The sequence below is a fragment of the Chitinophaga eiseniae genome, assembly GCF_900167135.1.
Taxonomy (GTDB): domain Bacteria; phylum Bacteroidota; class Bacteroidia; order Chitinophagales; family Chitinophagaceae; genus Chitinophaga; species Chitinophaga eiseniae.
In genome coordinates, this window is the sequence record NZ_FUWZ01000003.1 from 119,700 (window position 1) to 143,324 (window position 23,625).

General features: G+C 49.0%; 16 protein-coding genes. 11 read left to right on the plus strand and 5 right to left on the minus strand.

Going from position 1 to position 23,625, the window contains the following annotated elements; genetic code table 11:
* Positions 1-4 precede the first annotated feature (4 nt).
* From B5D63_RS19260 to B5D63_RS19285, 6 genes are read left to right on the plus strand one after another with little or no spacing between them, the layout of a single operon-like run.
* The gene (locus B5D63_RS19260) at positions 5-1,135 is read left to right on the plus strand and encodes an XrtY-associated glycosyltransferase XYAG1 (protein ID WP_078670479.1); all 1,131 of its coding nucleotides are present in this window, start codon (positions 5-7) and stop codon (positions 1,133-1,135) included.
* Positions 1,136-2,041, plus strand: coding sequence for a glycosyltransferase family 2 protein (locus B5D63_RS19265; protein WP_078670480.1), 906 nt, complete (start codon positions 1,136-1,138; stop codon positions 2,039-2,041). It abuts the gene before it with no gap.
* 6 nt (positions 2,042-2,047) lie between these two features.
* On the plus strand, positions 2,048-2,629 hold the full coding sequence (locus B5D63_RS19270) for a WcaF family extracellular polysaccharide biosynthesis acetyltransferase (protein WP_078670481.1): 582 nt from the start codon (positions 2,048-2,050) through the stop codon (positions 2,627-2,629).
* The gene (locus B5D63_RS19275) at positions 2,626-4,059 is read left to right on the plus strand and encodes a capsule assembly Wzi family protein (protein WP_078670482.1); all 1,434 of its coding nucleotides are present in this window, start codon (positions 2,626-2,628) and stop codon (positions 4,057-4,059) included. The genes B5D63_RS19270 and B5D63_RS19275 overlap by 4 nt, the downstream gene beginning before the upstream one ends.
* An 18-nt stretch (positions 4,060-4,077) precedes the next feature.
* Positions 4,078-5,301: a WcaI family glycosyltransferase gene (locus B5D63_RS19280; RefSeq protein WP_078670483.1), complete on the plus strand. Its 1,224-nt coding sequence runs from the start codon at positions 4,078-4,080 to the stop codon at positions 5,299-5,301.
* A 27-nt stretch (positions 5,302-5,328) separates the two neighbouring features.
* Entirely contained in the window at positions 5,329-6,714 is a 1,386-nt protein-coding gene (locus B5D63_RS19285; protein ID WP_078670484.1) for an undecaprenyl-phosphate glucose phosphotransferase, read from the plus strand.
* 10 nt (positions 6,715-6,724) lie between these two features.
* On the opposite strand, the gene B5D63_RS35475 is transcribed toward B5D63_RS19285, so the two are convergent.
* The 3 genes from B5D63_RS35475 to B5D63_RS19305 all read right to left on the minus strand — a co-directional run bounded on the left by B5D63_RS35475 (position 6,725) and on the right by B5D63_RS19305 (position 16,751).
* Positions 6,725-11,449, minus strand: a complete 4,725-nt coding sequence (locus B5D63_RS35475) for a beta-L-arabinofuranosidase domain-containing protein (protein WP_078670485.1) — start codon at positions 11,447-11,449, stop codon at positions 6,725-6,727.
* A gap of 24 nt (positions 11,450-11,473) precedes the next feature.
* Positions 11,474-14,632, minus strand: coding sequence for an amino acid permease (locus B5D63_RS35480; RefSeq protein WP_235021588.1), 3,159 nt, complete (start codon positions 14,630-14,632; stop codon positions 11,474-11,476).
* 190 nt (positions 14,633-14,822) lie between these two features.
* Complete coding sequence (locus B5D63_RS19305; RefSeq protein WP_078670486.1) at positions 14,823-16,751, minus strand: glycoside hydrolase family 97 protein; 1,929 nt, start codon at positions 16,749-16,751, stop codon at positions 14,823-14,825.
* A gap of 285 nt (positions 16,752-17,036) precedes the next feature.
* On the opposite strand from B5D63_RS19305, the gene B5D63_RS19310 reads away from it, so the two are divergent.
* Positions 17,037-17,894 carry a hypothetical protein gene (locus B5D63_RS19310; RefSeq protein WP_078670487.1) on the plus strand — a complete coding sequence of 286 codons (858 nt, stop codon included), beginning with the start codon at positions 17,037-17,039 and terminating at the stop codon, positions 17,892-17,894.
* Positions 17,895-18,025: 131 nt separating this feature from the next.
* Here the strand turns inward: B5D63_RS19310 and B5D63_RS19315 are convergent, their stop codons facing one another.
* Together B5D63_RS19315 and B5D63_RS19320 are read right to left on the minus strand one after the other, a co-directional pair.
* Positions 18,026-19,261 (minus strand): cation:proton antiporter, encoded by a 1,236-nt coding sequence (locus tag B5D63_RS19315; RefSeq protein WP_078670488.1) that lies wholly within the window; start codon positions 19,259-19,261, stop codon positions 18,026-18,028.
* 206 nt (positions 19,262-19,467) lie between these two features.
* Positions 19,468-20,808, minus strand: coding sequence for a TIGR00341 family protein (locus B5D63_RS19320; RefSeq protein ID WP_078670489.1), 1,341 nt, complete (start codon positions 20,806-20,808; stop codon positions 19,468-19,470).
* Positions 20,809-20,987: 179 nt separating this feature from the next.
* Between B5D63_RS19320 and B5D63_RS19325 the strand changes: the two genes are divergently transcribed.
* The 4 genes from B5D63_RS19325 (at position 20,988) to B5D63_RS19340 (ending at position 23,548) form a co-directional block, all read left to right on the plus strand.
* Positions 20,988-21,617, plus strand: a complete 630-nt coding sequence (locus B5D63_RS19325; protein ID WP_078670490.1) for a TetR/AcrR family transcriptional regulator — start codon at positions 20,988-20,990, stop codon at positions 21,615-21,617.
* Entirely contained in the window at positions 21,614-22,474 is an 861-nt protein-coding gene (locus tag B5D63_RS19330) for an SDR family oxidoreductase (RefSeq protein WP_078670491.1), read from the plus strand. The genes B5D63_RS19325 and B5D63_RS19330 overlap by 4 nt, the downstream gene beginning before the upstream one ends.
* A 4-nt stretch (positions 22,475-22,478) precedes the next feature.
* Positions 22,479-22,865 (plus strand): DUF6041 domain-containing protein, encoded by a 387-nt coding sequence (locus B5D63_RS19335; protein ID WP_078670492.1) that lies wholly within the window; start codon positions 22,479-22,481, stop codon positions 22,863-22,865.
* Between the two features lie 101 nt (positions 22,866-22,966).
* Positions 22,967-23,548, plus strand: a complete 582-nt coding sequence (locus B5D63_RS19340; RefSeq protein WP_078670493.1) for an RNA polymerase sigma factor — start codon at positions 22,967-22,969, stop codon at positions 23,546-23,548.
* Positions 23,549-23,625: the final 77 nt, after the last annotated feature.

The window sequence follows — 23,625 nt, forward strand, 5'->3', positions numbered from 1 at the left end:
ATTTATGAAAATACTTTTTATCGTTCCTTCTTATAAGCCCGCTTATATATACGGCGGCCCCGTTGTTGTGATAGCCCGCCTGGCAGAACAACTTACCCTGATGGGACACCAGGTGGAGGTATACACCACCACCGCCAATGGTGACAAGGAACTCGACATAGCGGCCAACAGCGCCGTGGTAATGGATGGCGTAAAAGTGACCTATTTTAAACGGATCACCGGCGACCATACCCATGTGTCACCGGCGTTGTGGAAGGCCGTCTGGACCAATGCCGGACAGTTCGATAAAATACATATCCACTCGTGGTGGAACCTCCTGGTAATCGGAGCTTCCTTTATTTGTAAATGGAAAAAGGTAAAACCATTGCTGTCGCCACATGGCATGTTCTGTGACTATGTGCTCACTGCCAGGAACAACCGCAGCAAAAAACTGCTGCACAGGGCGATGGGTAAACGCCTGCTGCGCAACACCTATCTGCATGTTTCATCCGAACTGGAATGGAAAGAGTGTCAGCAGGTGATCAAAGGCTGGGAAGGAGGACTGGTATTTAACCTTGTAGCGCTACCGGAAGGGAATTATACCCGTACAGAAAACAGCGTGTTTACCATCAGCTTTTTATCGCGCATAGACCCTAAGAAGGGACTCGATTTGCTGATCCTTGCGCTCTCCAGGGTATCTTTCCCCTACCGGTTGCTGATTGCCGGCACCGGCGACGACAAATATGTACGAACGCTAAAAGCGCTGATTGCTTCACTGGACATGAGCCATAACGTTGAATGGGTAGGCTGGAAAGGAAGCAGGGACAAATTTGATTTTCTGGCCGGCACCGATCTTTTCGCCCTCATTTCCCGCAACGAAAACTTTGCCATCGTGGTCATAGAAGCATTATATGCAGGTACCCCGGTACTGATCAGCGACCAGGTCGGACTGGCGGGTTATGTACGGGAGCATGACCTGGGCTGGGTGACTTCAATAGGCAGCGCGGAGGCTATCAGCGCGCAGCTTGAGGAGGCGTACCGCGATAAGCTCAGACGGACGTATATCACTCGTAGCGCACCCGGACGGGTCCGGGATGACTTTAATGATGCCCGGCTGGCATCGTCCTATATACAACTCTATAAAAAATATAATTAGATGGATTTGGCCGTAGTGATACTCACCTATAATGAATCGTTGCACCTGTCGCGCTGCCTCGAAAGCCTGCGGCAGATAGCCACCACCATTTACGTAGTGGATGCCTTTTCCACAGATGATACGGTGTCCATCGCGGAAAGCTACGGAGCAAGGGTCTTTCAGCGCAAATGGGTCAACTATGCCGACCAGTTTCAATGGGCGCTGGACCATGCCGGCATTACGGCATCGTGGGTGATGCGGATGGATGCAGATGAATACCTCGAACCAGGGCTGCAACAGGAAATAGCCTCGCGCATGACCACGATTGCCGGCGATATCACGGGAATATATATACGCCGGAAAGTCCTGTTTAAAGGAAAGTGGATCCGTTACGGAGGTTTTTATCCGCACACCCTGCTAAGGATCTGGCGCAACCGGGTGGGCAGCATCGAACAGCGCTGGATGGACGAACACATCGTATTATCAGAAGGTAATACCATACGGTTCAATGAACATATCGTAGACGATAACCTGAACTCCATCCATTGGTGGGTAAACAAACATAACAATTATGCGATCCGGGAAATGGTAGACCTGCTCAATATCCGGTACGGCTTCTGGCAAACAGACGACCGTTTGCTAAGGGCGCAGGGATCGCAGGCTAAACGCAAGCGGTTCCTGAAAGAAAAAGTATACGCTGTGCTATCCCCCGGGGCGCGGGCTTCGATGTATTTCCTTTTTCGCTATGTCCTGCGTTATGGCTTCCTTGACGGATATAAGGGCTTTTTGTTTCATTTTATGCAGGGGTACTGGTATCGTTTACTCGTGGACGTAAATGTACAGGAGTTCCAACAGAAGCTAAAAGGCGGCGAGACCAGGGAAGATGTGGTGGCACTGCTAAAACAAGATTATAACATTCATATCTGATATTACATGAAATCCAATCTTGCAGCTTTTAACACCGGTACCTACCATGCCGGTCCCAAATGGAAAGTGCTGGCCTGGTACTTTTGCAATTACTATGTGCTCAACAGCGCTCTTCCCTGGCCATATGCCCTGAAACGGGCACTGCTAAGGCTATTCGGCGCCACCATCGGTAAAGGACTGGTGATTAAACCAAAAGTGCGGGTCAAGTACCCCTGGCGGTTGACCATCGGTGATCATTGCTGGTTGGGGGAAGGCGTATGGATAGATAACCTGGAAGATGTAACGCTGGGCAACGACGTCTGTATTTCCCAGGGAGCGCTGCTGCTGACAGGCAATCATGACTATAAACGGCCTGATTTCCCTTACCGGCTGGGAAAAATCCATATCGAAAGCGGGGCCTGGATCGGCGCCATGGCTGTGGTCTGCGCGGGCGTCACATGCGGCTCCCATAGCGTACTGACGGTAAACGCCGTAGCATCAAGGGATTTGCAGCCGTGGATGATTTATTCCGGTAATCCCGCGCTCCCCGTTCGTACGCGGGAAATGACCAACCATTCGGTCACCATTCTAAATGCAGCAGTCATATGAAAATAAGCATTGCATTATTACTGCTGGTTTGCATAAGCCATTGGTTGCAGGCGCAGCAAGGGCTTGCAGACTCGCTTAAAGTACATGCCGGCGCAACCGGGACCATCGCCACAAAAGATTATATGCCGCTATGGCTGCTCTCCAACCGCTTTGGGACCATCAGCGACCGTAAAGGAGATCTGTCTGTACAGGTGGGATTCAGCAATCAGCAGGTATGGCAGGGACATTTCTATATAAAGTACGGGCTCGATGTATATAACAACAACCACGGGGAACATACCTTTATCGAACAGGGTTACCTGAAAGCAGGATATAAAAACTGGGAGATAAGGGCGGGACGGTACGAAGAAATCATTGGAGCATCAGATCCCTTGCTGGGCACCGGCTCTATGGGCGTCAGCGGCAATGCGCTGCCCATCCCCCGGATCGGACTGGCGGTAACCCAATACACGAATGTCCCCTTCCTGAAGGGCTGGCTGCAGTTCAAAGGCCTGATCAGCCACGGCTGGATGGGAGAAGAACAATTCATCAAAAACGCCTGGCTGCACGAAAAAAATTTCTATCTCCGCATCGGAAAAAATAAACTCAAATTATTTGGCGGCATACAACATTATGCCGTATGGGGCGGACACCGTAAAGACCTCCCTCCCATCACCCGCAGCTGGCAGGGGTTTATGGACGTATTGCTCGTAAAAACAAAGGATGACGGCACCGTAGGCAACACAGCGATACAACCCAACAGACCGGGTGATCACCGGGGAGTCATTGAAGGCGGGATCGATTGGGAAAACGAGCAACTGGCACTGCACCTTTATCAGCAGATGCCTTTCGAATCGGGACAAGGCATCGATATCCGGAACATTGACCGGCTGCTGGGTCTCGCTTTTACCAATAAGAAACCGGGCAGCTGGCTGAAAAAAATAACAGCAGAATTTATCTACACCAAACAGTCGAATGACTTTTATCTGCAACGACTCAGGGAAAGCTACTATAACAATGGCGTATACCTTACCGGCTGGGATTATCATGATCGCATCATTGGCACTCCGCTGTTCATTGACAGAGACAGGGGACAACATTACTTCCCAGGCATCAAACCGATGGACTGGGACCTGCCCAAAGATTCCCTCCGCGGAAAAGGCGGCAACATTATCAATAATCGTGTGGTAGGCGGGCATATCGGGTTACAGTACCATCTTACGGCAAAGTTAACAGGCAGAACACTGGTCACTTATACCAAGAACTACGGTACTTATACCAACCCGGCACTTTTTACCCCTGCCAAAAGCCAGTGGTATATGCTGGAAGAAGTCCACTACCTGCTCCCCGAAAAAGGGATCATACTCACCGCATCCGTGGCGGTGGACCAGGGTCAATTAACAGATAACGCCGGGTTTATGCTGAGTATGCTGTGGAGCTGGAAGAAATAAAATCTAAATATTACGTATATGGGTAAACGTGTATTGCTGATAGGTGGGAACTTTTCACCAGAGCCAACCGGCATCGGAAAATACAATGGTGAAATGATCCGCTGGCTGGCAAATAATGGTTATGACTGTACGGTTGTCACTACCTATCCTTATTATCCGCAATGGGTGGTACAGCCTCCCTACGACCGCATGAAAAAACGGTTTAAAAAAGAAGTAGCCGGGAACATTACCATATATCGGTGCCCCCAGTATGTGCCAGCCGTGCCTTCCGGCAAAAAAAGAATATTGCAGGACGTCTCTTTTATTGCATCGGCCTTTATAAAGGTCCTGCAGCTAATAGGGACCAGCAAATTTGACATCGTCATTACGGTAGCTCCGCCATTTCACCTGGGCTTGTTGGCTGTGCTTTACAAAAAACTGCGCGGCGCCGCCGTGGTATACCACGTACAGGACCTTCAGATAGAGGCTGCCAGGGATTTAGCCATGATCCGGTCTAAACGCCTGATCAGCATGATGCTGAAACTGGAGCAACTGATTCTGCGCAATGCAGACCATATAAGTAGTATCGCGGATGGCATGATCCGGAAAATAAGTGATAAAACCGGCAGGGAAGTGCTGCTTTTTCCCAACTGGGTCGATATAGCACAGTTCCATCCTTTAACAAACAGGACAGCTTTGAAAGAAGCATTTGGTTTTTCGGCCACTGATAAAATTGTGTTGTATTCCGGCGCCATCGGCGAAAAGCAGGGACTGGAATCGTTACTGCACGCAGCCGCAACATGGCAACATCATCCGGAAGTAAGATTTCTGATCTGCGGGTCCGGACCGTATAAAGCCCAACTGGAACAGATGGCAGCACAAATGCAGCTAAAGAACATGACTTTCTTACCGCTGCAGCCTGCAGAACAGTTTAATCGTTTTCTGAATATGGCCGACGTACACCTGGTTATCCAGAAGTCACACGCCAGTGATCTGGTGATGCCCTCCAAGCTCACTACCATACTGGCGGTAGGAGGCATAGCGCTGATCACGGCCAACGCAGGCACTGGTTTGCATGACCTGGTGAGCAGGCATAACATCGGTATACTGATAGATGCCGAAAACCAGGAAGCATTACGAGCCGGTATTGGAAAGGCGATATGGGAAAACACGACTGATATTGCAAGAAATGCACGCGATTATGCAGCGACCCACCTTTCCATTTCGGCCGTAATGACACGCTTTAAAGAACAGGTAGCATAGCTTTTTTATTGATCAACCTTCTCTCTTATGTTGAACCGATATCTCAAAATTTGCAGCATCCAGTTGATCGTGCTGGATTTTATTTTCCTGAATGCACTGTTTTTTCTCAGTAGCGCGTGGCTACAGCGATACGACCGTATGCAGGACATCAACGCAGACATTTTCCTTGTTGCGTCCAATCTCTCCTGGATGGTGGCGCTGTATACGACCGGCATCTATTTCCTGAGTCAGCAATTGTCATTTGACCGTATCGCGAGGAAAACGGTGCAGAGCATACTGTTGTATTTACTATTATTGTTACTGTTCCTCTTTCTCTCCAAACAACTATACTCCCGGCTGTTTATTCTCATTTATTGTACAGGATTTATCCTGATGACGTTACTGGGCCGGTGGACTTTTTACCGGGTCACCAACTTCATCATGCATCGCAGGGGGGTGGAAAAAAAGGTGGTGATCCTGGGGTATAACGATTTATCGAAAGAACTGGCGGGCAAGCTGCTGGAAGATAACAGCAACCTCAAATTCGAGGGCTATTTCGAAGAACACAGCAACGTACATGAGCTGTCATACTATCCGGTGATTGGCAACCTGGAAGCATGCGTACCTTATGCGCAGTCCAATAATATCCGCGAAATATACTCTACGCTATCGCCTGAAAAAATTCCATACCTGTATACTTTGGCCAGAGAGGCAGAATTGAACCTGATCCACTTCCGCTTTGTGCCAGACTTCAAGTTGTTTGTAAACCGGCAGATCTTCGTAGATTACTTCAACAATATCCCGATTATTTCATTGCGCGCTGAGCCGCTGGACGATATCGCCAACCGGATACGGAAACGGCTATTTGATATTGTCTTCAGCAGTTTGGTGATCGTCTTCATCCTGAGCTGGCTGATCCCGTTGCTGGCGCTGCTGATCAGGCTGGAATCGGCAGGACCTGTATTTTTTATTCAGTATCGTACCGGCCGTAATAACCAGAATTTTCCCTGTTTAAAATTGCGCAGTATGCATGTGAACAAGGATGCTGATGCAAAACAGGCAACGCGTCACGATAGCCGCTTCACACGGATAGGCCGTATACTCCGTAAAACCAACCTGGATGAGATGCCGCAATTTCTCAATGTATGGATGGGGCATATGTCGATAGTAGGGCCGCGCCCACATATGCTGCGTCATACCGAAGAGTATTCACGGGCGATACAGCAGTATATGATCCGCCATTTTCTGAAACCAGGCATCACCGGCTGGGCACAGGTCAGCGGTTTGCGGGGAGAGATTACTGACGAATTACATCTGCGCAGGCGGATTGAACATGACATATGGTACATGGAGAACTGGTCCCTGTACCTGGACCTGCGTATTATATTCTTAACAGTCCGTAATACCATCCGCGGGGAAGAGAATGCGTTTTGACGCCACGCCGTCATTTTACCCTCCATTCCTGTATCCCTGAGGCATTTTCAGCCGGTAGCTGCACCTCCATTTTAAGCGAGGAAGTGTTCACCGGCTCAAACTGCACGGAATTATACTGGTCTTTCGCAGTGCCATAGCTACCGGTATTTTTTACCGGCAACCATTCGTCTCCTTTTTTGTAAAACAACTTCCAGGAAGCCGGTACCCGACATCCGCCAAAAGGACCGTCATCATACCAATACACACCGGAAGAAGAAATAGTATATTCCCGGTCAAAATCATACTGCACCCATTCCCGCGTACCCTGCTTGGGCCACCAGTGAAAATAGGGCGTGCTGTTATCTTTCGAATCCTTCGGCTCATACTGATCGTTTACCGCCATATACATCTTTTTGTTGGGAGCGGAAGCGCTCACTTTACTTTTTGAAGCAATGGAGGGCGCCGGTTTCGGACGGGCAGCCGACGCTTCATAGGGAATCCATACCGTCATCTCACCGGGCCCGCGGTTTGCCCAGGCATAATAGGGTATAGCCGTTACCGTTTGTACTGACTTTACCAGCGCATCACTGTTTACCTGCCGGCGGGAGGATGTCCCTTTCATTTCCAATACCATAACACCATTCAGTAAAGCAGGTCTGTATACAGCCTTCACCACGGTGTTTTTGTCCACCACAATATTCTGTACCGAGGCGTCTTTATTGTCCGGGCCTTCGAGGCAATACACCAGCGGGCCGCGTTGCAGGGCGAAACGGCCTTTATCCGCTTCCACCCCGCTGTTGGCCATCAGCTTTTGTACGTCCATCGGAAAATCCAGGCTGAGCTTATCGCCGGCTTTCCAGGTACGCTCGAGGACAGCATATCCTTTATCCATGTGGTATGGCGCCGGCTGTCCGTTCAGGAGGATGCGGATCTTTTTCTGTGGTGTTCCGGGCGCATCGGTATAGAGATCGCCCGGTATCGGCCGGTTGGCCGCCCACCCCGGGATGCGGACATGCAAAGCAAAAGCGGTGGCCTGCACCGGAGAGATAGTGATGTCCGTCTTCCCCTCCCAGGGATAATTGGTTTGTTGGGTGACCGTTACTTTTCCGGCAGGTAAGGTGATATCTGCCGTATTGCCAACAAAGAGGTTAATATACAAGTGGTTGGCGTTCTGCCCGTATACATACCCGGGCATGGAAGGCAGGAAGCGTGTCATGTTGGAAATACAACAGGCGCATCCGAACCACGCGCTGCGCTGATGCTGGCCCATGGAAGCCAGCGGGTTGGGATAAAAAAAGCGATCGCCGCTGAGAGACACGCCGCTGAGCAAACCGTTGTACAGCGTACGTTCCATCACATCAATATACCTGGCGTCGCCATGGAGGAGGAACATGCGGCTGTTCCAATATACATTGGCGATGGCAGCGCAGGTCTCCGCGTACGCCGACATATTAGGCAGCTCATACGTCTGCCCGAAAGCTTCCCCATTGCCCGTAGCGCCGATGCCGCCGGTAACATATAATTTTTTCTCCACCACGTCATGCCAGATATCATCGATGGCGGATAAGTATTGCCCGTCGCCGGTCAACGCTGCCACATCGGCCATACCGGTATACATATAGGCTGCCCTTACCGCATGTCCTACCGCCTCATGCTGCTCCGTCACCTTTTTATAAGACTGGTTATACTCGCCGCTATTGGGTTTACCGGGACCGCGGACATCGAGGAAGAATTTAGCCAGGTCGAGGTACTCCTTTTTACCGGTTACCCGGTACATTTTGGTGAGTCCTGTTTCCACGATCTGGTGGCCAGGGAAACGTTCTTCTTTGCCAAATCCAAATACGCTGACCAGCAGGTCCGCATTTCTGATAGCAATATCCAGCAATGTTTTCTTGCCGGTAGCCTGGTAGTGGGCTACCGCAGCTTCAAACAGGTGGCCGGAGTTGTACAGTTCATGACTCAGGTCCTCCTCTTTTTCCCAGCGCCTGACGCCCATCCAGGCGTGAGGATGGGTGGTTTTCATCGTCCTGAAAGTATACAGGTAGCCGTCTTTTTCCTGTGCGGCGCCGATGATGGTGATCAGCGTGTCCAGGTACTTTTCCAGCTCCGGGTTTTTCCTTACCTGCAAACCATACGAAGCGCCCTCGATGACTTTGTAAAGGTCCGTATCATCGAAGGTGTACTCAGTCATTTTGTCATCCTGGAGTTTACCGGCAGCCCGCAGAAAATTATCGATCCGCCCTGTTTTTTTGCATTGCTCCAGCGTATACGGGATAGATACTTCGGCGTTTACTTTTATTTTAGGCGCCCAGAAACTGTCGGAGACATGCACCTGTGTAAAAGGCACTGGCTGAATAGGATAATCTTTCTTCACCAGGGCAGCACCAGGAGAAGCGCCCCTGATCATTCTTACCGGTCCATACACCGGTCCGGCGCTATTGCCGGGATGCGCCTGCAGTTTTACCGTCACCGTTTGTTTGCCCCGGGTGATGGCTAACGGCAAAGGATAAACGATTTCATAAAATTTGCTGGCCTTGTACTTGTTAAGATCTTCTGTGGCCACCTTTACATTGTCGATGAAGATATCGAACACGCGGTAGCGGTTGTCCATCCCCCAATAATGGCAAAGGAGGCTGTTAGCAGCGCCGCTGTCCACTTTCATGGTAAACGTCATCGCTGCCCCGTCGTCGGCTACACGCCACTTGCGGCCGTGTGCTGCCCCCGTATTGGTTTTATCCGCTGTAAAATGATGGTCCCTTTCCGGTTGCATTTCACCCAGGCGCAACATATCTACGGTACTGGTTTCTATCTCCTGTAGTCTTCTTTTCTCAGTGGCATAGCGTTCCTGCTGTACCACCCATTCCTGTGGGGTGAAGATGTCCCAGTACACGCTGTAATGCTCGTGTTGCACGGTACTGAAGGGCACCAGTTGTATCTCTTTCGGCCGGCCTGCCTTGCTGGTGTGGAATACCAGCGGCTGCTGCGGATCGCGCGTTACCCATCGGGCAGCATCCCGCTCAGGTGTCACCAGTACGGGAATACCGGTAACAGGGTCGGGTTCTTTTGCCCCCAGCGTACCGGCCAGCACCACCGGCCCGTAAAGCAAGGCGATACGACCGGGATTGTCCGGCATTGCTTCGCTGTAAATACCCATAGGAAGCTTCAGTGTTACCTGGTCGCCGTCTTTCCATCGGCGGTCCAGCGAAATATAACCATCGGCGCCGGCAGGGATGTTCGTTTGTACCTGGCCGTTCACCCGTACCTGTATCCCTTCCTTCGCCCAGCTTGGCTTACGGATGCGTAGCGGAAAAGCAACGCTCTTTTTTGTGTGAATGGTAAATAGTATCTCGTCGTTCTCCGGTAGTTGGGTCGTCTGCTCAATGATCACATTCCGGTCGCGCCACTGCAGGCGGGAGGGAATAAACAGGTTCACATACAAACTGCCATCCGCTCCTTCGAAATAAATGCTTTCGCCATATTTCACATGGTTCTCCATGCCGGAGCCCACGCAGCAGGTAAACGTATGGAAAGAATCGCTGAACTCCTTGTGGGTGCCCATTCTTAGCGGAACGAAATAACACATCATACCGTTTTGATGGTTTTGTGAAGCCAGTATATGATTATACAATCCCCGTTCATAATAATCCATCAGGTGAGCGGCAGGACGCAGCGCAAACAGGTGCCGCGTCAGCTTCAGCATATTGTACGTGTTGCAGGTTTCCATGGTATTGTCTGTGAGCTGGTCATTCAGTTTGTCCGCAGGCCCCAGGTATTCGTAATTGCTGTTGCCGCCGGGCACATAGGAATGATGACCGGTCACGGTATTCCAGAAGAAAGCGGCGATGGTGCTGTCCTGCCGGCTGCCGGTCAGCTCGTAGCGGCGGATACAGCCTATCACTTTCGGTATCTGGGTGTTGGAATGTTTGCCGGGCAGCACGTCCAGCTGTGCCGCCAGGGAATCGAGGACGCGCCGGTCGTGGAACCGGAAAGACATGTCCAGGTATTTTTTCTCCGCCGTCAGCGCATAGGTATTCACCAGCACCTCATTCATGCCGCCATATTCGCACAACAACATTTTTTGTACCAGGGAGTCTGGCAGATGATGAACGATGGTACCTGTCCAGTCAGCCATTCCTTTTTCGATGATCAGCGCCTTTTTATTATCACAATAGAGATAAGCGTCCAGCAGGCCGGCCATGATCTTGTGTACCGTGTACCAGGGCGACCAGCCGCCGTTGAGATCAAATCCCCGGGAACGGATGTTACCAGCCTTCACCTGCGCCCACAACGTATCTTCTCCCGGGATAGCTCCCAGGTAACCGGTTCTCCGGTGACGCTGGCATTCTTCCAGTTCCTGTACGATATAATTCACCCGGTCGAGAAATCGTTTGTCCCCCGTGGCTGCATATTGCATAGCGCAGGCGGACAGGTAGTGCCCCAGCGTATGCCCGGCCAGACCGGTGGATTCCCAACCACCATAACGGTCTCCTTTCGCCTTTAGGCCTGCATGGGTGCGGAAATCTGCCAGCAGCCTGTCCGGTGATATGACCAGCAGGTATCCGGCATCCGCCTCCATGGCCTGCTTAAACGGGCTATCCAGCAGCTGTACTTCTCCCAGGTGGAAGGTATATGCATGTATCGGTACGCCGGAGCGTACTTTTATCTTCGTATCGTGCCGGCCGGGCACATAAGACTGGGCAGAAAGCTGCGCCGTTGCGGTGCACAGCGCCACCAGGACAAAAAGTAATTTCTTCATAACAACTATGGTTGATCAACCAGGTCAGCGCTGGTAAAAGCGCCAGCTGGTTTTAAAATCTTTTGTGATCGTTTTACCCGTCAGCAAAGCACGGATCAGTTCTACCGGCAACATATTTTCTTTCAGGATGGCATCATGGAACTGGCGGTACGTCATTTTCCCACTGTCTACCAGCTCCTGTTTCAGCGCCATGAACTGCAGGCCGCCGATCATATAGGCCACCTGGTACAACGGGCTATAATCGCCTGCAAAAGAGCGGCGCACCTCTCCTTCCGCATTGGCCCGCTCGTGCCCCACCCTGTTGACCAGGAAGTCCACACATTGCTGCGGTGTCCATTTGCCGAGGTGGTAATTCAGGGAGAAGATAATGCGGGCGCAGCGATGCATACGCCAGAACAACATACCCACACGGTCTTCCGGCGATCGGGCGAATTTCATGTCCCACAGCAGCATCTCCCAGTACAACGCCCAGCCTTCTATCCAGAAAGGTGTTTCAAAATGGCGGTACGTTTTATACCGGCTGGTCATAAACTGTTGCAGGCCATGGCCGGCGATCAGTTCGTGGTGCACGGTCGCGCGCGACAGGTGCGGGTTGTTGCCCCGCATGCTCATCAGCTTATCGGCTTCGCTCATGCTGTCTGTCGGATAGGAAATACTCAGTTCTTCACCACCGGTAAAGAACGGGTTTACCAGCTGCCGCTCCGGTGTCATCATGATCATACGCCAGGTTTCTTCCGCCATGGGCGGGATGGTCAGCAGATCATGCGCTTTCAGGAAATTGACGGATTCATGATATAACTTCATGATGACCTGTGGCTGCTCGCCGGCAGGCACATAACTGTTTTTGATTTTTTCCAGCGCCTGTTTCCAGTCTTTCCCCAGGCCCATATCTGTCGCTGCTTTTAGCATTTCAGCATCGCAATACGCAAATTCCTTGTTGGCAATGTCAATCAGTTCCTCCGGCGAATAAGGGACCATCTCGTACTGTAGCTGCCGTACCAGCTCTTCACGTCCAATAGGGTGACCTGTGATCCCGCTGCCATCGTCTTTTCCGCCCGGTGCGGCACTGATTTTTTTTGCCCACAGCGCAGCATACCGCTTCAGCGCGGTATCCAGCTCCCGGTAAGGGCCGGGCGCCCACCAGGAATACTGCGGATCATAGCCGTTGTAAAAAGTATGTACGCTCTCCAGCGCAGTATGCAGCCCCCGGGTAATGCCTGCAGCCCTGCGCAGCAGATGAATGTCCAGCGTATGGTTTCCTTCCAGCTGCTTTTCTTTCTCCCGGATAAGGAGGGCTGCCTGGTGATAGGTCGCTGCTACGCCGGCAGCATCCGGTTTCCCCCCTCTCCTTCTGGCTTTTTCAATGCTGTAAATATCCGCGGCAAAGGGAAACCACGCGTCGAGCTGATGGCATTGCTGCGCTTCTGTCTCCAGCAGCCGTAGTTGCTCCTGCAGCTCACGGCGGAACAGGATATAGTCTACCCTTGAGCCGGCAGGCAGCGCTTCAAAGTCTATTTCCTGTAACTGTTGCCGGTATCCGCTATACAGTTGCTGCAGCCTTTCCCGCCGTTCAGGAGAATTTTCAATAAAGTAAAATCTTTCCAGACTGCCTTTGTCCGCATAATACGGCACCATCAGGTTATTGATTTCGCTGGTTTGTTCATACAGCGCATTCGTTGTTTTTTGTTGTGCCGTGCTGTGTACGGAGATACCTCCGGATACCGTTATCATGACTAATAATTTTATCAGTTGACCGCTGCCCGAAGCGGCTACCTGCTGCGGACGTGCTTTCCGGTACCAGGCATACACCGGGATGCCCAGCAATACGATTGCCAGCCCGGGCCATGTGTACAATGGTTTGTATACCAATAAGGCGAGGCAGATGATGGCAGCGCTGACGATGTACAACAGTGGCAGCCAGGGATACCCAAAAGCTTTGTAAGGGCGGGGAATGTCGGGCCGTTGGCGGCGCAACCGGAATATACCGGCGATCGTCAGGATGTAAAACAGCAGCACCACAAAGATGACATATTCGAGCAGCTGTCCGTAACGGCCGCTCAGGCATAACAGGGACGCCCATATACATTGCAGCCACAGTGCTTTACCGGGAACGGCATTTTTATTGAGCGATCCCAGCTGACGGAAGAACAGGCCGTCTTTTGCCATGCAATAACAGACCCTGGCGCCGGATAAAATCAGGCCATTGTTACACCCGAAGGTAGACACCATCAGCAGCACGGCGATGATCACCGTACCTTTGGCGCCAAAAATATACCGGGAAGCAGCCACGCCTACACGGTCATTTTCCGCGAAGGCTATTTCCTGCAGCGGCATCACCCCGAGGTACACCAGGTTGGTCAGCACGTAAATGGTCGTCACCATCAGTGTACCGAGGAATAGGCTTAACCCTATATTGCGTTCCGGCCGTTTGATCTCCCCGGCAATAAAGGTGACATTGTTCCAGGAATCGCTGCTGAACAGACTGCCCACCATACTGCCGGCGATAGCGCCCATGACGGTAAAGCCGGCATACGGCAGTAGTTGCGAATGACCGCCTTCCAGCTTTCCCAACGAAAAACCACTTTGCCAGTTGGCGTTCCAGGTAGGTTGACTGGCAGCCATCCCTCCGAAGACGATCAGCCCGATCAACGCCGCTATTTTGGTGAGCGTAAAAACGGTCTGGATCACCTTCCCTTCTCTGACGCCCCTGGTATTAATAAACGTAAGGAACACAATTAACAGGATCGCTGTCAGCTGCGCGGATGAAATGGAGGTAATCCCCAGATGAGCGACGACATTCTTTTCGCTTAAGGCAGGAAAAATGTAGGCGGAGAATTTCGCAAAAGCTACTCCTACGGCAGCGATGGAGCCGGCCTGTATGATGGTGAGAAAACTCCAGCCGAACAAAAACGCCGGCAGCGGGCCAAAAGCTTCTTTCAGGTATACATATTGCCCGCCGGCTTTCGGGAACATCCCGCTCAGCTCCCCATAGCTCAGGGCGGCGGTGAGGGTGAGCAGGCCGGTGATGGCCCAGATGAGGACCAGCCAGCCTGCAGAGCCGGTGTTGCGGGTAATATCGGCGCTGACGATAAATATTCCCGAGCCGATCATAGAGCCCGCTACCACCATGGTGGCGTCGAGCAGACCGAATGAACGCCGGAAGGATTTTGGTTGATCTGACATAGATTATTTTTATCGGGTAACCCGGTTAGAGATGGTACAACACTTTAAAAATATCTCAATCATTTTCAGCCTTGTTACCCGATTGTAGTTAATTGTTACCTTATTTTAACCTGTTCAGCCCTTTACTTGTCTGCTGTCTGGTAGAAAAACGGCATCAATTAACGTCAAATTAACAATTATAAAAGATTATTTACTCCAATATCATTAAAAATCCGCCGGAGGCCTTGATTTCCACTTGTTTCTCCTTGTTAATATCTTCTATATTAAAAGAGAATGCGTCGTTTCCTTCTGTGATCAGCCGGCCCTTTGTTTTGCCTAAAACAGTTGGATCGATCAGTACCTTTTGTGTCGTTGCCTGTGAGTTGATGCCCGCGATGTACCATTTAGTGCCCGCTCTCCTGGCGATGACCACATACCTGCCGGGATAACCTCCGAGGAACTTCACCTCGTCCCAGGTATCGGGAAGTACTCTCAATACCGATTTTACATCTTCACTTGTTTTTGACATGCCTTCCGGAGATTCGGCATAGTGTTGTACCCCCGACAGGAACAAAACGGACAAAGCCAGTTGAAACGCATTGCTGGTTTTACGGTGCGTGTTGGACTGCACTTTGTATAAATTGACAGGCGTATAGTCCATGGGGTCAAAAGCATTCCTGGTAAACGGCAGTATGGTGCAGATCTCCGCTTCCCGGTCAGCGTCGTTCTGACCGAAGGTCACGTTTTCAAAGCCTCTCACTGCCTCGGCAGTCAACAGATGAGGATAGGTACGCGCCCATCCTCTCGGCAGGGTGGCGCCGTGGAAATTAACCATTAGCCCGTTGGCAGCCGCATCGTTCAAAATATCGATATAATACTTTATCACAGACTGCCCGTCGCCCGCAAAAAAATCGATCTTCACGCCTTTAATACCCATGTCCCTGATACGGGCAAATTCCTTCATACGGCTTTCGTGCGTCAGCAATAGGTTTTTAGGCGTATATTTTACTGTGTTCCAGTCTCCTGCGGAGTTATACCAAAGCCATAATGATACATTTTTGGTCTTTGCGTACTCCGCCAGCTTTTTTATCCCCGCATAACCAATTTTCCGGTCCCAGTCTACATCGATCAGGCAGTATTGCCAATGCATGTCGGCCGCAAGATCGATGTACCGGACCTGTTCATCATACGTGATAAAATCATCTTTGGAACTGATCCAACTCCAGGAAGCCTTGCCGGGTTTGACAAAAGCCGTATTGCGAACGACAGCGGGTCTGGCCAGGTCCGTACCGGCGGTGGAGGCGATGATGGTTTCCAGCGAACCGATGGTTATCACCCGCCACGGTGAAGAAAATGGCAATATGCCCTGCGGCAGATATCCCTTGCCGGTAATAACTTCCCTGGGGTCGGGGAATCCAACAGTAAAATGTCCGGGGGCAGCCTCCGATATTAAACGTGTAGCGCAGTAGTTGCTGTCCAGCCCCGATTCCGTCAACAGCGCCCAGCTGTCGCCTGCTTTAAACAGCGCCGGGTACACCCAGCCGGTTTTGTTCTCTCCCACTTTTTCAACAGGAACATCAGGGTGATAATGCTCTTCGTAAGCCGGGTTAACGCTTTCCCATCCCGATCTGGCGACCTGCATAGGCTGCAGCCAGGTGGACGTTCCTTGCGGGAAATTAAAACCGGTATTTTCTTTTACCACTTGCCGTATGCCGGCCGGCTTACCGGTCAACAGATACCTGAATGCCACCGCATCGTTGGACACCCGGAACACGATGGACATCGGCGCCTTCTTTTTATTGACATAATGCAGCTCCCTTTGATGGGCTTTATAGCTGATCATCGCTTTTTTTCCATAGGCCAGCCGGTAACTCTCGTTGATGATACGGGTACCGGAGACGGACACCAGGCTAAGTTGTCGCGCCCAGTCTGCATCCGCCAGCGTCAGGCCGAGGGAAGAGGTGTCGATGACAATATTGTTGTGATGTTTCACCAGGTAGCGGACATCCCCTTCCGCGCCGCTCCATACGGACACCTGTATTTGCTGGTCAGGACTGGAGATCTTCACGGCTTTTGACTGCGAAAACGCTTGCGTAGCAGATAGGGAAAAGATAACGAGGATGATTTTTATCCTATTCATAATTATACAATGCTTTAAAACGGTTCATAAACGTGGTGCCGCTAAAGATAAATAAGAAATGTCAATTTGACTATTATAATTATAACATACTGGTTTCGAAGCAGGAAGCGCGGCTATAGGTTAATTTATTATCTTTATCCGGAGGTAAGACCAACGATTTATGACTTAATCAGTTTTGATTATCATTCCCGGCCGGTAAGCCAGGTGACTGTCGTTCCGTAGAATGGACGCAGCCATAGATTTAAGACCTGACAAACAGGCATCATAGTGTAACCCGATTTTTATATGAAAAGCTACATTGTATTCATCATTTTCTTATTCCCTGGCATCCCGCCCGCCTACGCCCAGTTAATAGGGTATTATACCGCCGAATCTGTGGACGGCTCCAAAGAAAAGGCGCATTTCATCCTGGAGGAAAGGGGCCTGTTCTATATTTTCATCGAAAACCACTTTGTCAGCGGAAAATGGAAGCCGGTCAATAAAAATAAAATCAGCCTCGAGCCCGGGCAGGCAGATCTGGTTGAGCTGTATGTATCTACAGGGAACAACCATGGCGGGCAAATATGCTTCGGCGGTTTTGCCGAGAAAGAAGCTTTTGTTCGGATGAGCCCCGGCGATCCGGGAACATCCTTCCGGCAGGTATACCGGGAGAAACCCAAATGCAACTACAGCATATACGAATACATCAGGGTCAACAGGAAGGAATGCAACGACATTACCGTAGCGATAAAACTACCTCCCAGCGGAAAAGACACCGCTGCTTATGTGTATAATTTCCAGATCCCCGAAAAATACGATGAAATTTATCTCCAGGTAAACAACAACGCCTTCCCCCGGGGGCAAAGGAATATCAGCATTGAGTACAAAGATGGCCACTACCTGCTGGGCAACATTGAGCTGCAAAAACAACCCAACGCCCCCGCTCTTCCACAACTGCTGGAAACCCGATACGACCAGTTAAACAAGGACAGAATTAAAGCCATCCGTAAGGAACTGTACATTAAAAACGGGCCTGTTGAGAAAATAACACCTCAAAAAAGCCGTCAATCCATCACCGTTGGCGACCATCCTGTCATCAGCGTCGATTGCCCGCCAGAAAACGCTTTCCCTCCGGTAACCCTCCCTCCCGGCAGAAAACAATAAGCAGCCTCAGCTTCCGCGGCAACCATGACACGTTTTTTGTGTACCATAACAGGTAGAAGGGCTCCTTTCATCCTGATGACATATGGCCGGCCGGCTGGTGAGGAAGACAACAGCTAAAAATCATCCGGCTGCTACCTGGTTAATCGTTTAATTAATTTACCTATGGTGAATCCCTGAACAAGAATAGAAAACAGGACGACAATAAACGTAACCGGGACAATGATACTCTTATATTGATTTGCCGGCAATGAAAGCGCAAGCGCAATAGAAATACCTCCTCTCAGTCCACCCCAGGTCATTATAGCCAATGTCTTTGTACCAAGCCGGTTTTTAAACCTGAATGTAAATGCAGGGATATACAGGGAGATAAACCGCGCCAGTATCAATAGTATCGCAGCCAATATGCCGATGACCAGGTATTGTGTTTCAAAATTCACAACTACTATCTCCAGGCCAATCAGCATAAACAAAATTGCATTCAGGATTTCATCTGTCACCTCCCAGAACTTACCCAAATAATCCCTCGTAACATCGCTCATAGCAAGCGCCTTGCCTCTGTTTCCGGTCATGATGCCAGCTACTACCATTGCCAGTGGCCCGGAAACATGGATATAGTGACAAAAGCTGTAGCCACCCATAACCATCGCGATTGAAATAAGGATCTCCGTCTGAAAATGATCAATGGATTTCATCAATCTATATCCGACAAAACCGATAACCAGTCCTGCCAGAACCCCTCCTGCAGCCTCCTTTAAAAAGAGCAACCCAATATCTCCGACTCCAAAATTCCCAACGCCAACAGCCGCTATCTGCAGCAGTGTCGCAAATACCACCACCCCGATGCCATCGTTAAAAAGGGATTCCCCAACAATATTTGTTTCAATTGTTTTGGACAGGTTGGCCTTTGTCAGTATCCCCATAACAGCTATCGGATCAGTAGGCGAGATCAATGCACCGAAAAGCAGACAGTATATTATTGGTATAGGCTGCTGAAATAACAGCATTAATCCATAAAGCGCAGCGCCCACCAAAAGAGTAGAAACCAGTGTTCCTACCACCGCAAATACAGTAATGCTCCTGGCAGACTTTCGCAGATCAGCAACATTAACATGAAGTGAGCCGGCAAATAAAAGAAAACTTAACAAAATCCCCAGCAGAAATTCAGAGAAATCGATCAATGCCAGCTTATCTTTTACAATAGTGCTGAAACCCGTGGAAAAATGGCCGGTGATGATTACCGCCAGCGATGCCATGGTACCCATAAGCATCAGGCTTATGCCGGAAGGTAGTTTGATAAACTTAACGTTTATGTAGGAAAAAAAAGCGGCCAGCGTAATTAACACCGAAAAAAGGATAAACAATTCCATGTCCTGCAGATTAAACTTTTAGTTAGCGATATAGGGTAATCCGTTTTTATTTGCTATAGTAGAGAAAAAACAGCGTTTTCATTTGTAATTCCCGGATGATCTTATACCTTTGAAAAATCATACTACAGATCCTTTCCGGATCCGCGAATCTACAAAGCTTTTTCCAGAAAAAACAATCTGCATCCGGTTTCCGCTTGCCGCATTGATTATTGGAAAATGACTTTGATAGAATCGTTTGGCAGTCTGCTTTTGAGCCATTTTTCCATTTTTTTTCTTTCATCTGATTTTAATCCTTTTGCAAAAGAGGCGACAACAACGGTAATAGTGTCACCGCTGACAGTATCTCCCCTGTGAAATACCATATCAGATGCAGCATAATACCTGAAATTCGGGTATAACGCCTTCAGCTCCGCCGAGATATCAGGCAAATGCTTCAGGTATGGCGCAGGGGGAGTTTGCGCCTGCCGGTCGGTGCTGTCTTTCTTAAATACGTCTTCAAGTATACTGGCTTTTATCTGCGACAGGTCAATTTCCTGTTTGGCATTCAATCCTTGTTTAATAACCAGCTGGGTATTATGAAGCCCGTAATTATCCAGCTTTTCGGTAATTGAATGAAGTGTATTTTGCTTCAGGTCCTCTCCTATTAAAAGCAGGTGGATCTCTTTTTTATCCGGCTGATAAAGGAAATTTTTGTTTACCACCTGGGTATTTTTAAAATTAAATTCCTCCCGGACAAACTTCTGCGCATTATTCTCAAAAATACTTTTGTCTACTATCCTGTACGCTAAATAAATACTCGGCACAATGGTGATGGTGGTGATAATCAGAATATACCTCGACACCTTTTTTCCATACTGCATATCCTCAAAATGACGTTTTCTGAATTTCAGAAATCTTACTATGAGAAATGTAGCGATGCAGATAAATACACTGTTAATGAAGTATAAATAGATGGCACCCAGAAAATAGAATATATTACCGTTGGCAAGCCCAAAGCCGGCAGTACATAGTGGTGGCATCAAAGCGGTAGCAATAGCAACACCGGGAATCACATTGCTTTTTTCTTGCCTCGTACCGGCAACGATTCCTGCCAATCCCCCAAAAAAGGCGATAAAAACATCCCAGACGGAGGGGGTTGTGCGGGAAATGAGCTCCGATTGCGCTTCGTGTAACGGTGTAAGCCAGAAATATACTGTCGAAGTAATAATACTGATCACGGTAGCAATCAGAAGATTGCGCCCTCCTTTCTTCAACAGATCAAAATCACTGATCCCCATCCCCAGCCCTATTCCCATGATGGGTCCCATCAAAGGCGAAATAAGCATAGCGCCGATGATTACCGCCGTGGAGTTTACATTAAGGCCAATAGACGCAATAAAAATGGCAAAGATAAGCGTCCATAAATTGGCCCCCTTAAATTCTGAATTCTTCCTGATAGCATTTATGACCTCTCTTTCATCCGCCTTCTCCACATGCAGATTAAATCTGCGCTCAATCGTAAGTCTAACAAGTCTGATAAAACGGGGTTCACTACTTTTTCTATTCATAATCGTCTCAATAATAATAACTTACCCTCCAATTTACTACTTTTTTGTGGATAGCCGGATTATTACCCGCAAACGTCCCTGAAACTTCCGAAAAACATCCTGCCACAACATAAACCTGTAAAAATTTGTACAGTTGTACGAAATGTACTATTTTCGTACAACTGTACAAATAACTCAAAATGAAAGTCAACAAAGAGAAAATTCTTGAGACTGCCAGGATATTATTTAATCAGAGAGGACTGAACGCTGTCACCGCCCGGGTGATCTCCACTGAACTGAATATAAGCCCCGGAAGTTTTTCCTATCATTTTCCGGACAAGAGCAGAATCATTATTGAACTATATCGCACCATGAACCGCGAAATAAAGGATTGCCTGCAAACGACCCTGACTTTACCGATAAAGGTCGGCAGCATCCTTACATCATTTGAAACATTTGCAGTAGTACAGCTGAGATACAAATTTTTTTTCCTGAATCTTTTCGAGATCCTGAATGACTTTCCGTCGGTAAAACAACACCATAAAAGGTCTTTAGCCGAAGAGAGAATACTCACGCAACAACTTTTTAAACTGTACGTGAAGGAAGGTGTGTTTGAAGTCATCCCTCCCGAAAAAGAACTGAGAACCATCCTGAGGCAATGCCAGATCCTATTTACCTACTGGATAGCAGATGCAGAGCTGGGTGAATTTAAATCCGAAACCGACAAAATCACCTACTATCAGCAAGTGTGCTGCGCCTTTATCCTGCCCTTTCTGAGTAAAAAGTCGGCTATTGAATATCGTAACTATATAAAACTACAAGGCAAATGAGGAAGATTTTATTGGCTGGTGCCACCGGATACCTCGGAAGTTATGTTTTAAAGGAACTTCTATCCCGACAATTAGCAACCCGTATCATAGCACGCCACAACATCAAATTACCCGAACTGCCCGGAGAAACCCCGGCGCCGGAAATTCTAAAAGCGGAGTTGACCCGGCCGGAAAGTTTAACCGGCTGCTGTGAGCATATTGACACGGTGATATCAACAGTGGGCATTACCCGGCAAAAGGACGGGCTTACTTATATGGATGTGGATTATCAGGCAAATATGAACCTGCTAAATGAAGCGATAGCAGCCGGCGTACGAAAGTTCATCTATGTATCTGTACTGAATGGCGAACACCTCAAACAACTTAAAATATGTCAGGCCAAAGAAAAGTTCGTAGCAGCATTGATAAACTCCGGGATTGACTACTGTATCATCCGGCCTAACGGCTTTTTCCAGGATATGCGGGAATTTTCTAAAATGGCCGGATCAGGAAGAGTATACCTGTTTGGCCCGGGTAAGTACAGGGCCAATCCTATTCATGGGGAAGACCTTGCGCAAATATGCGTTCATGCGATCAGTTCGGAGGAAAAAGAAATAAAAGCCGGCGGCCCTCAGATATTGACCCAGAACGACATTGCCAAACTGGCGCTGGACAGTGTAGGAAAGCCCGTCAGGATCACCCACCTCCCTGATTGGATAAGAAAATTTATTCTCTTTACCACCCGGACATTTACCAGCTCCAAAACATACGGGCCTGTTGAATTTTTCCTTACCGTACTGGCAATGGACATGATAGCGCCCGAATATGGTAAACATACCCTGAAGGAATTTTTTGAAACCATCGCAAAGAATAGCTAATCAAATGAAGAATACCATATTATTTATTCAACGGACCTTAGGGATACTTTTCCTTCTGGCTGGTATTGATAAGTTCACAAAACTGTCGGAAGATCCGTTTGATCGTATCAAAACAGGATTCAACGCCAATACGGGTAGTTATTTGGAGCCGGTGTCAACTTTTATATTTAACCATCATACTTTCTTCATCAGCTTTGTGGGCGTATTGATGATAACAACGGGATTGGTCGAAATAATTAACAACCATTGGGTTAAACCGGCCGGCATCCTGCAGATAATTATGCTGGCCTCCTTTATGCTCTACTTTCATCGGGCAATACCCCAAATTTTCATTATAGACGGTGTTTTCATTGTCTTATTGATAATCGTTGTATTCCAGGGAGGGAAATGATTACGCGGGCGGCTGCTTACAATTATTTAATATACAATGTCTGCAGGTCGTATTAATTTTGGCCGGTACGCCAGACTGCCAGTCTGCCAAAAAAGGCCTGTATGCACCAATCCACTTATACCAACCAGCTCGATAGTTTTAATGACGAAGCCTTGTTGGAACAGTTCCGTCAGGGCAGTGCTGCTGCGTTTGAAGAACTGTATAAGCGATTCTGGGGAGTACTTTACCTTCAGGCATACCGTATATTGATACACGAAGAAGATGCGCAGGACATTGTGCAGGAAGTGTTTACCACGCTCTGGACCAAAGGCGGCAGCATTGAGCTTTCCGGCTCCCTGGCGGCCTACTTATATGTAGCCACGCGAAACAGGGTACTGAATATGCTGGCCTCCAAACGCACCTACCATCACCACCTGTCTTCCCTCAAACAATCCCTCTCCGCTGCAGATAACAACTCGCTGCAATACATCACAGAAAAAGAAATCACGGTCCGCATGGAACGGGAAATACGTGCCTTGCCCGCCAAAATGCGGGAAGTATTCGAGTTAAGCCGGAAATCGGCGCTTACCCATAAAGAAATAGCCCATCAACTGCAGCTTTCGCAGGAAACGGTCAAAAAGCAGATCAGCAACGCCATTCGTACGCTCCGGCATAAAATGGCCCATTTCTCCTTTTTCTGCTAAACCGCCGTTAATGTTAAAATAATCTGCCGGCGCCTACCCCCCTTTTTATTTCCAACTGTCATATAGAAAAGGTACAT

Bases quoted from the DNA above. Each gene is read 5' to 3' on its own strand.
- B5D63_RS19285 (WP_078670484.1), top strand. From the start codon at position 5,329: ATGTTGAACCGATATCTCAAAATTTGCAGCATCCAGTTGATCGTGCTG.
- B5D63_RS19320 (WP_078670489.1), bottom strand. From the start codon at position 20,808: ATGAATAGAAAAAGTAGTGAACCCCGTTTTATCAGACTTGTTAGACTT.
- B5D63_RS19280 (WP_078670483.1), top strand. From the start codon at position 4,078: ATGGGTAAACGTGTATTGCTGATAGGTGGGAACTTTTCACCAGAGCCA.
- B5D63_RS19270 (WP_078670481.1), top strand. From the start codon at position 2,048: ATGAAATCCAATCTTGCAGCTTTTAACACCGGTACCTACCATGCCGGT.
- B5D63_RS19340 (WP_078670493.1), top strand. From the start codon at position 22,967: ATGCACCAATCCACTTATACCAACCAGCTCGATAGTTTTAATGACGAA.
- B5D63_RS19260 (WP_078670479.1), top strand. From the start codon at position 5: ATGAAAATACTTTTTATCGTTCCTTCTTATAAGCCCGCTTATATATAC.
- B5D63_RS19315 (WP_078670488.1), bottom strand. From the start codon at position 19,261: ATGGAATTGTTTATCCTTTTTTCGGTGTTAATTACGCTGGCCGCTTTT.
- B5D63_RS19330 (WP_078670491.1), top strand. From the start codon at position 21,614: ATGAGGAAGATTTTATTGGCTGGTGCCACCGGATACCTCGGAAGTTAT.
- B5D63_RS19265 (WP_078670480.1), top strand. From the start codon at position 1,136: ATGGATTTGGCCGTAGTGATACTCACCTATAATGAATCGTTGCACCTG.
- B5D63_RS35475 (WP_078670485.1), bottom strand. From the start codon at position 11,449: ATGAAGAAATTACTTTTTGTCCTGGTGGCGCTGTGCACCGCAACGGCG.
- B5D63_RS35480 (WP_235021588.1), bottom strand. From the start codon at position 14,632: ATGTCAGATCAACCAAAATCCTTCCGGCGTTCATTCGGTCTGCTCGAC.
- B5D63_RS19335 (WP_078670492.1), top strand. From the start codon at position 22,479: ATGAAGAATACCATATTATTTATTCAACGGACCTTAGGGATACTTTTC.
- B5D63_RS19305 (WP_078670486.1), bottom strand. From the start codon at position 16,751: ATGAATAGGATAAAAATCATCCTCGTTATCTTTTCCCTATCTGCTACG.
- B5D63_RS19325 (WP_078670490.1), top strand. From the start codon at position 20,988: ATGAAAGTCAACAAAGAGAAAATTCTTGAGACTGCCAGGATATTATTT.
- B5D63_RS19275 (WP_078670482.1), top strand. From the start codon at position 2,626: ATGAAAATAAGCATTGCATTATTACTGCTGGTTTGCATAAGCCATTGG.
- B5D63_RS19310 (WP_078670487.1), top strand. From the start codon at position 17,037: ATGAAAAGCTACATTGTATTCATCATTTTCTTATTCCCTGGCATCCCG.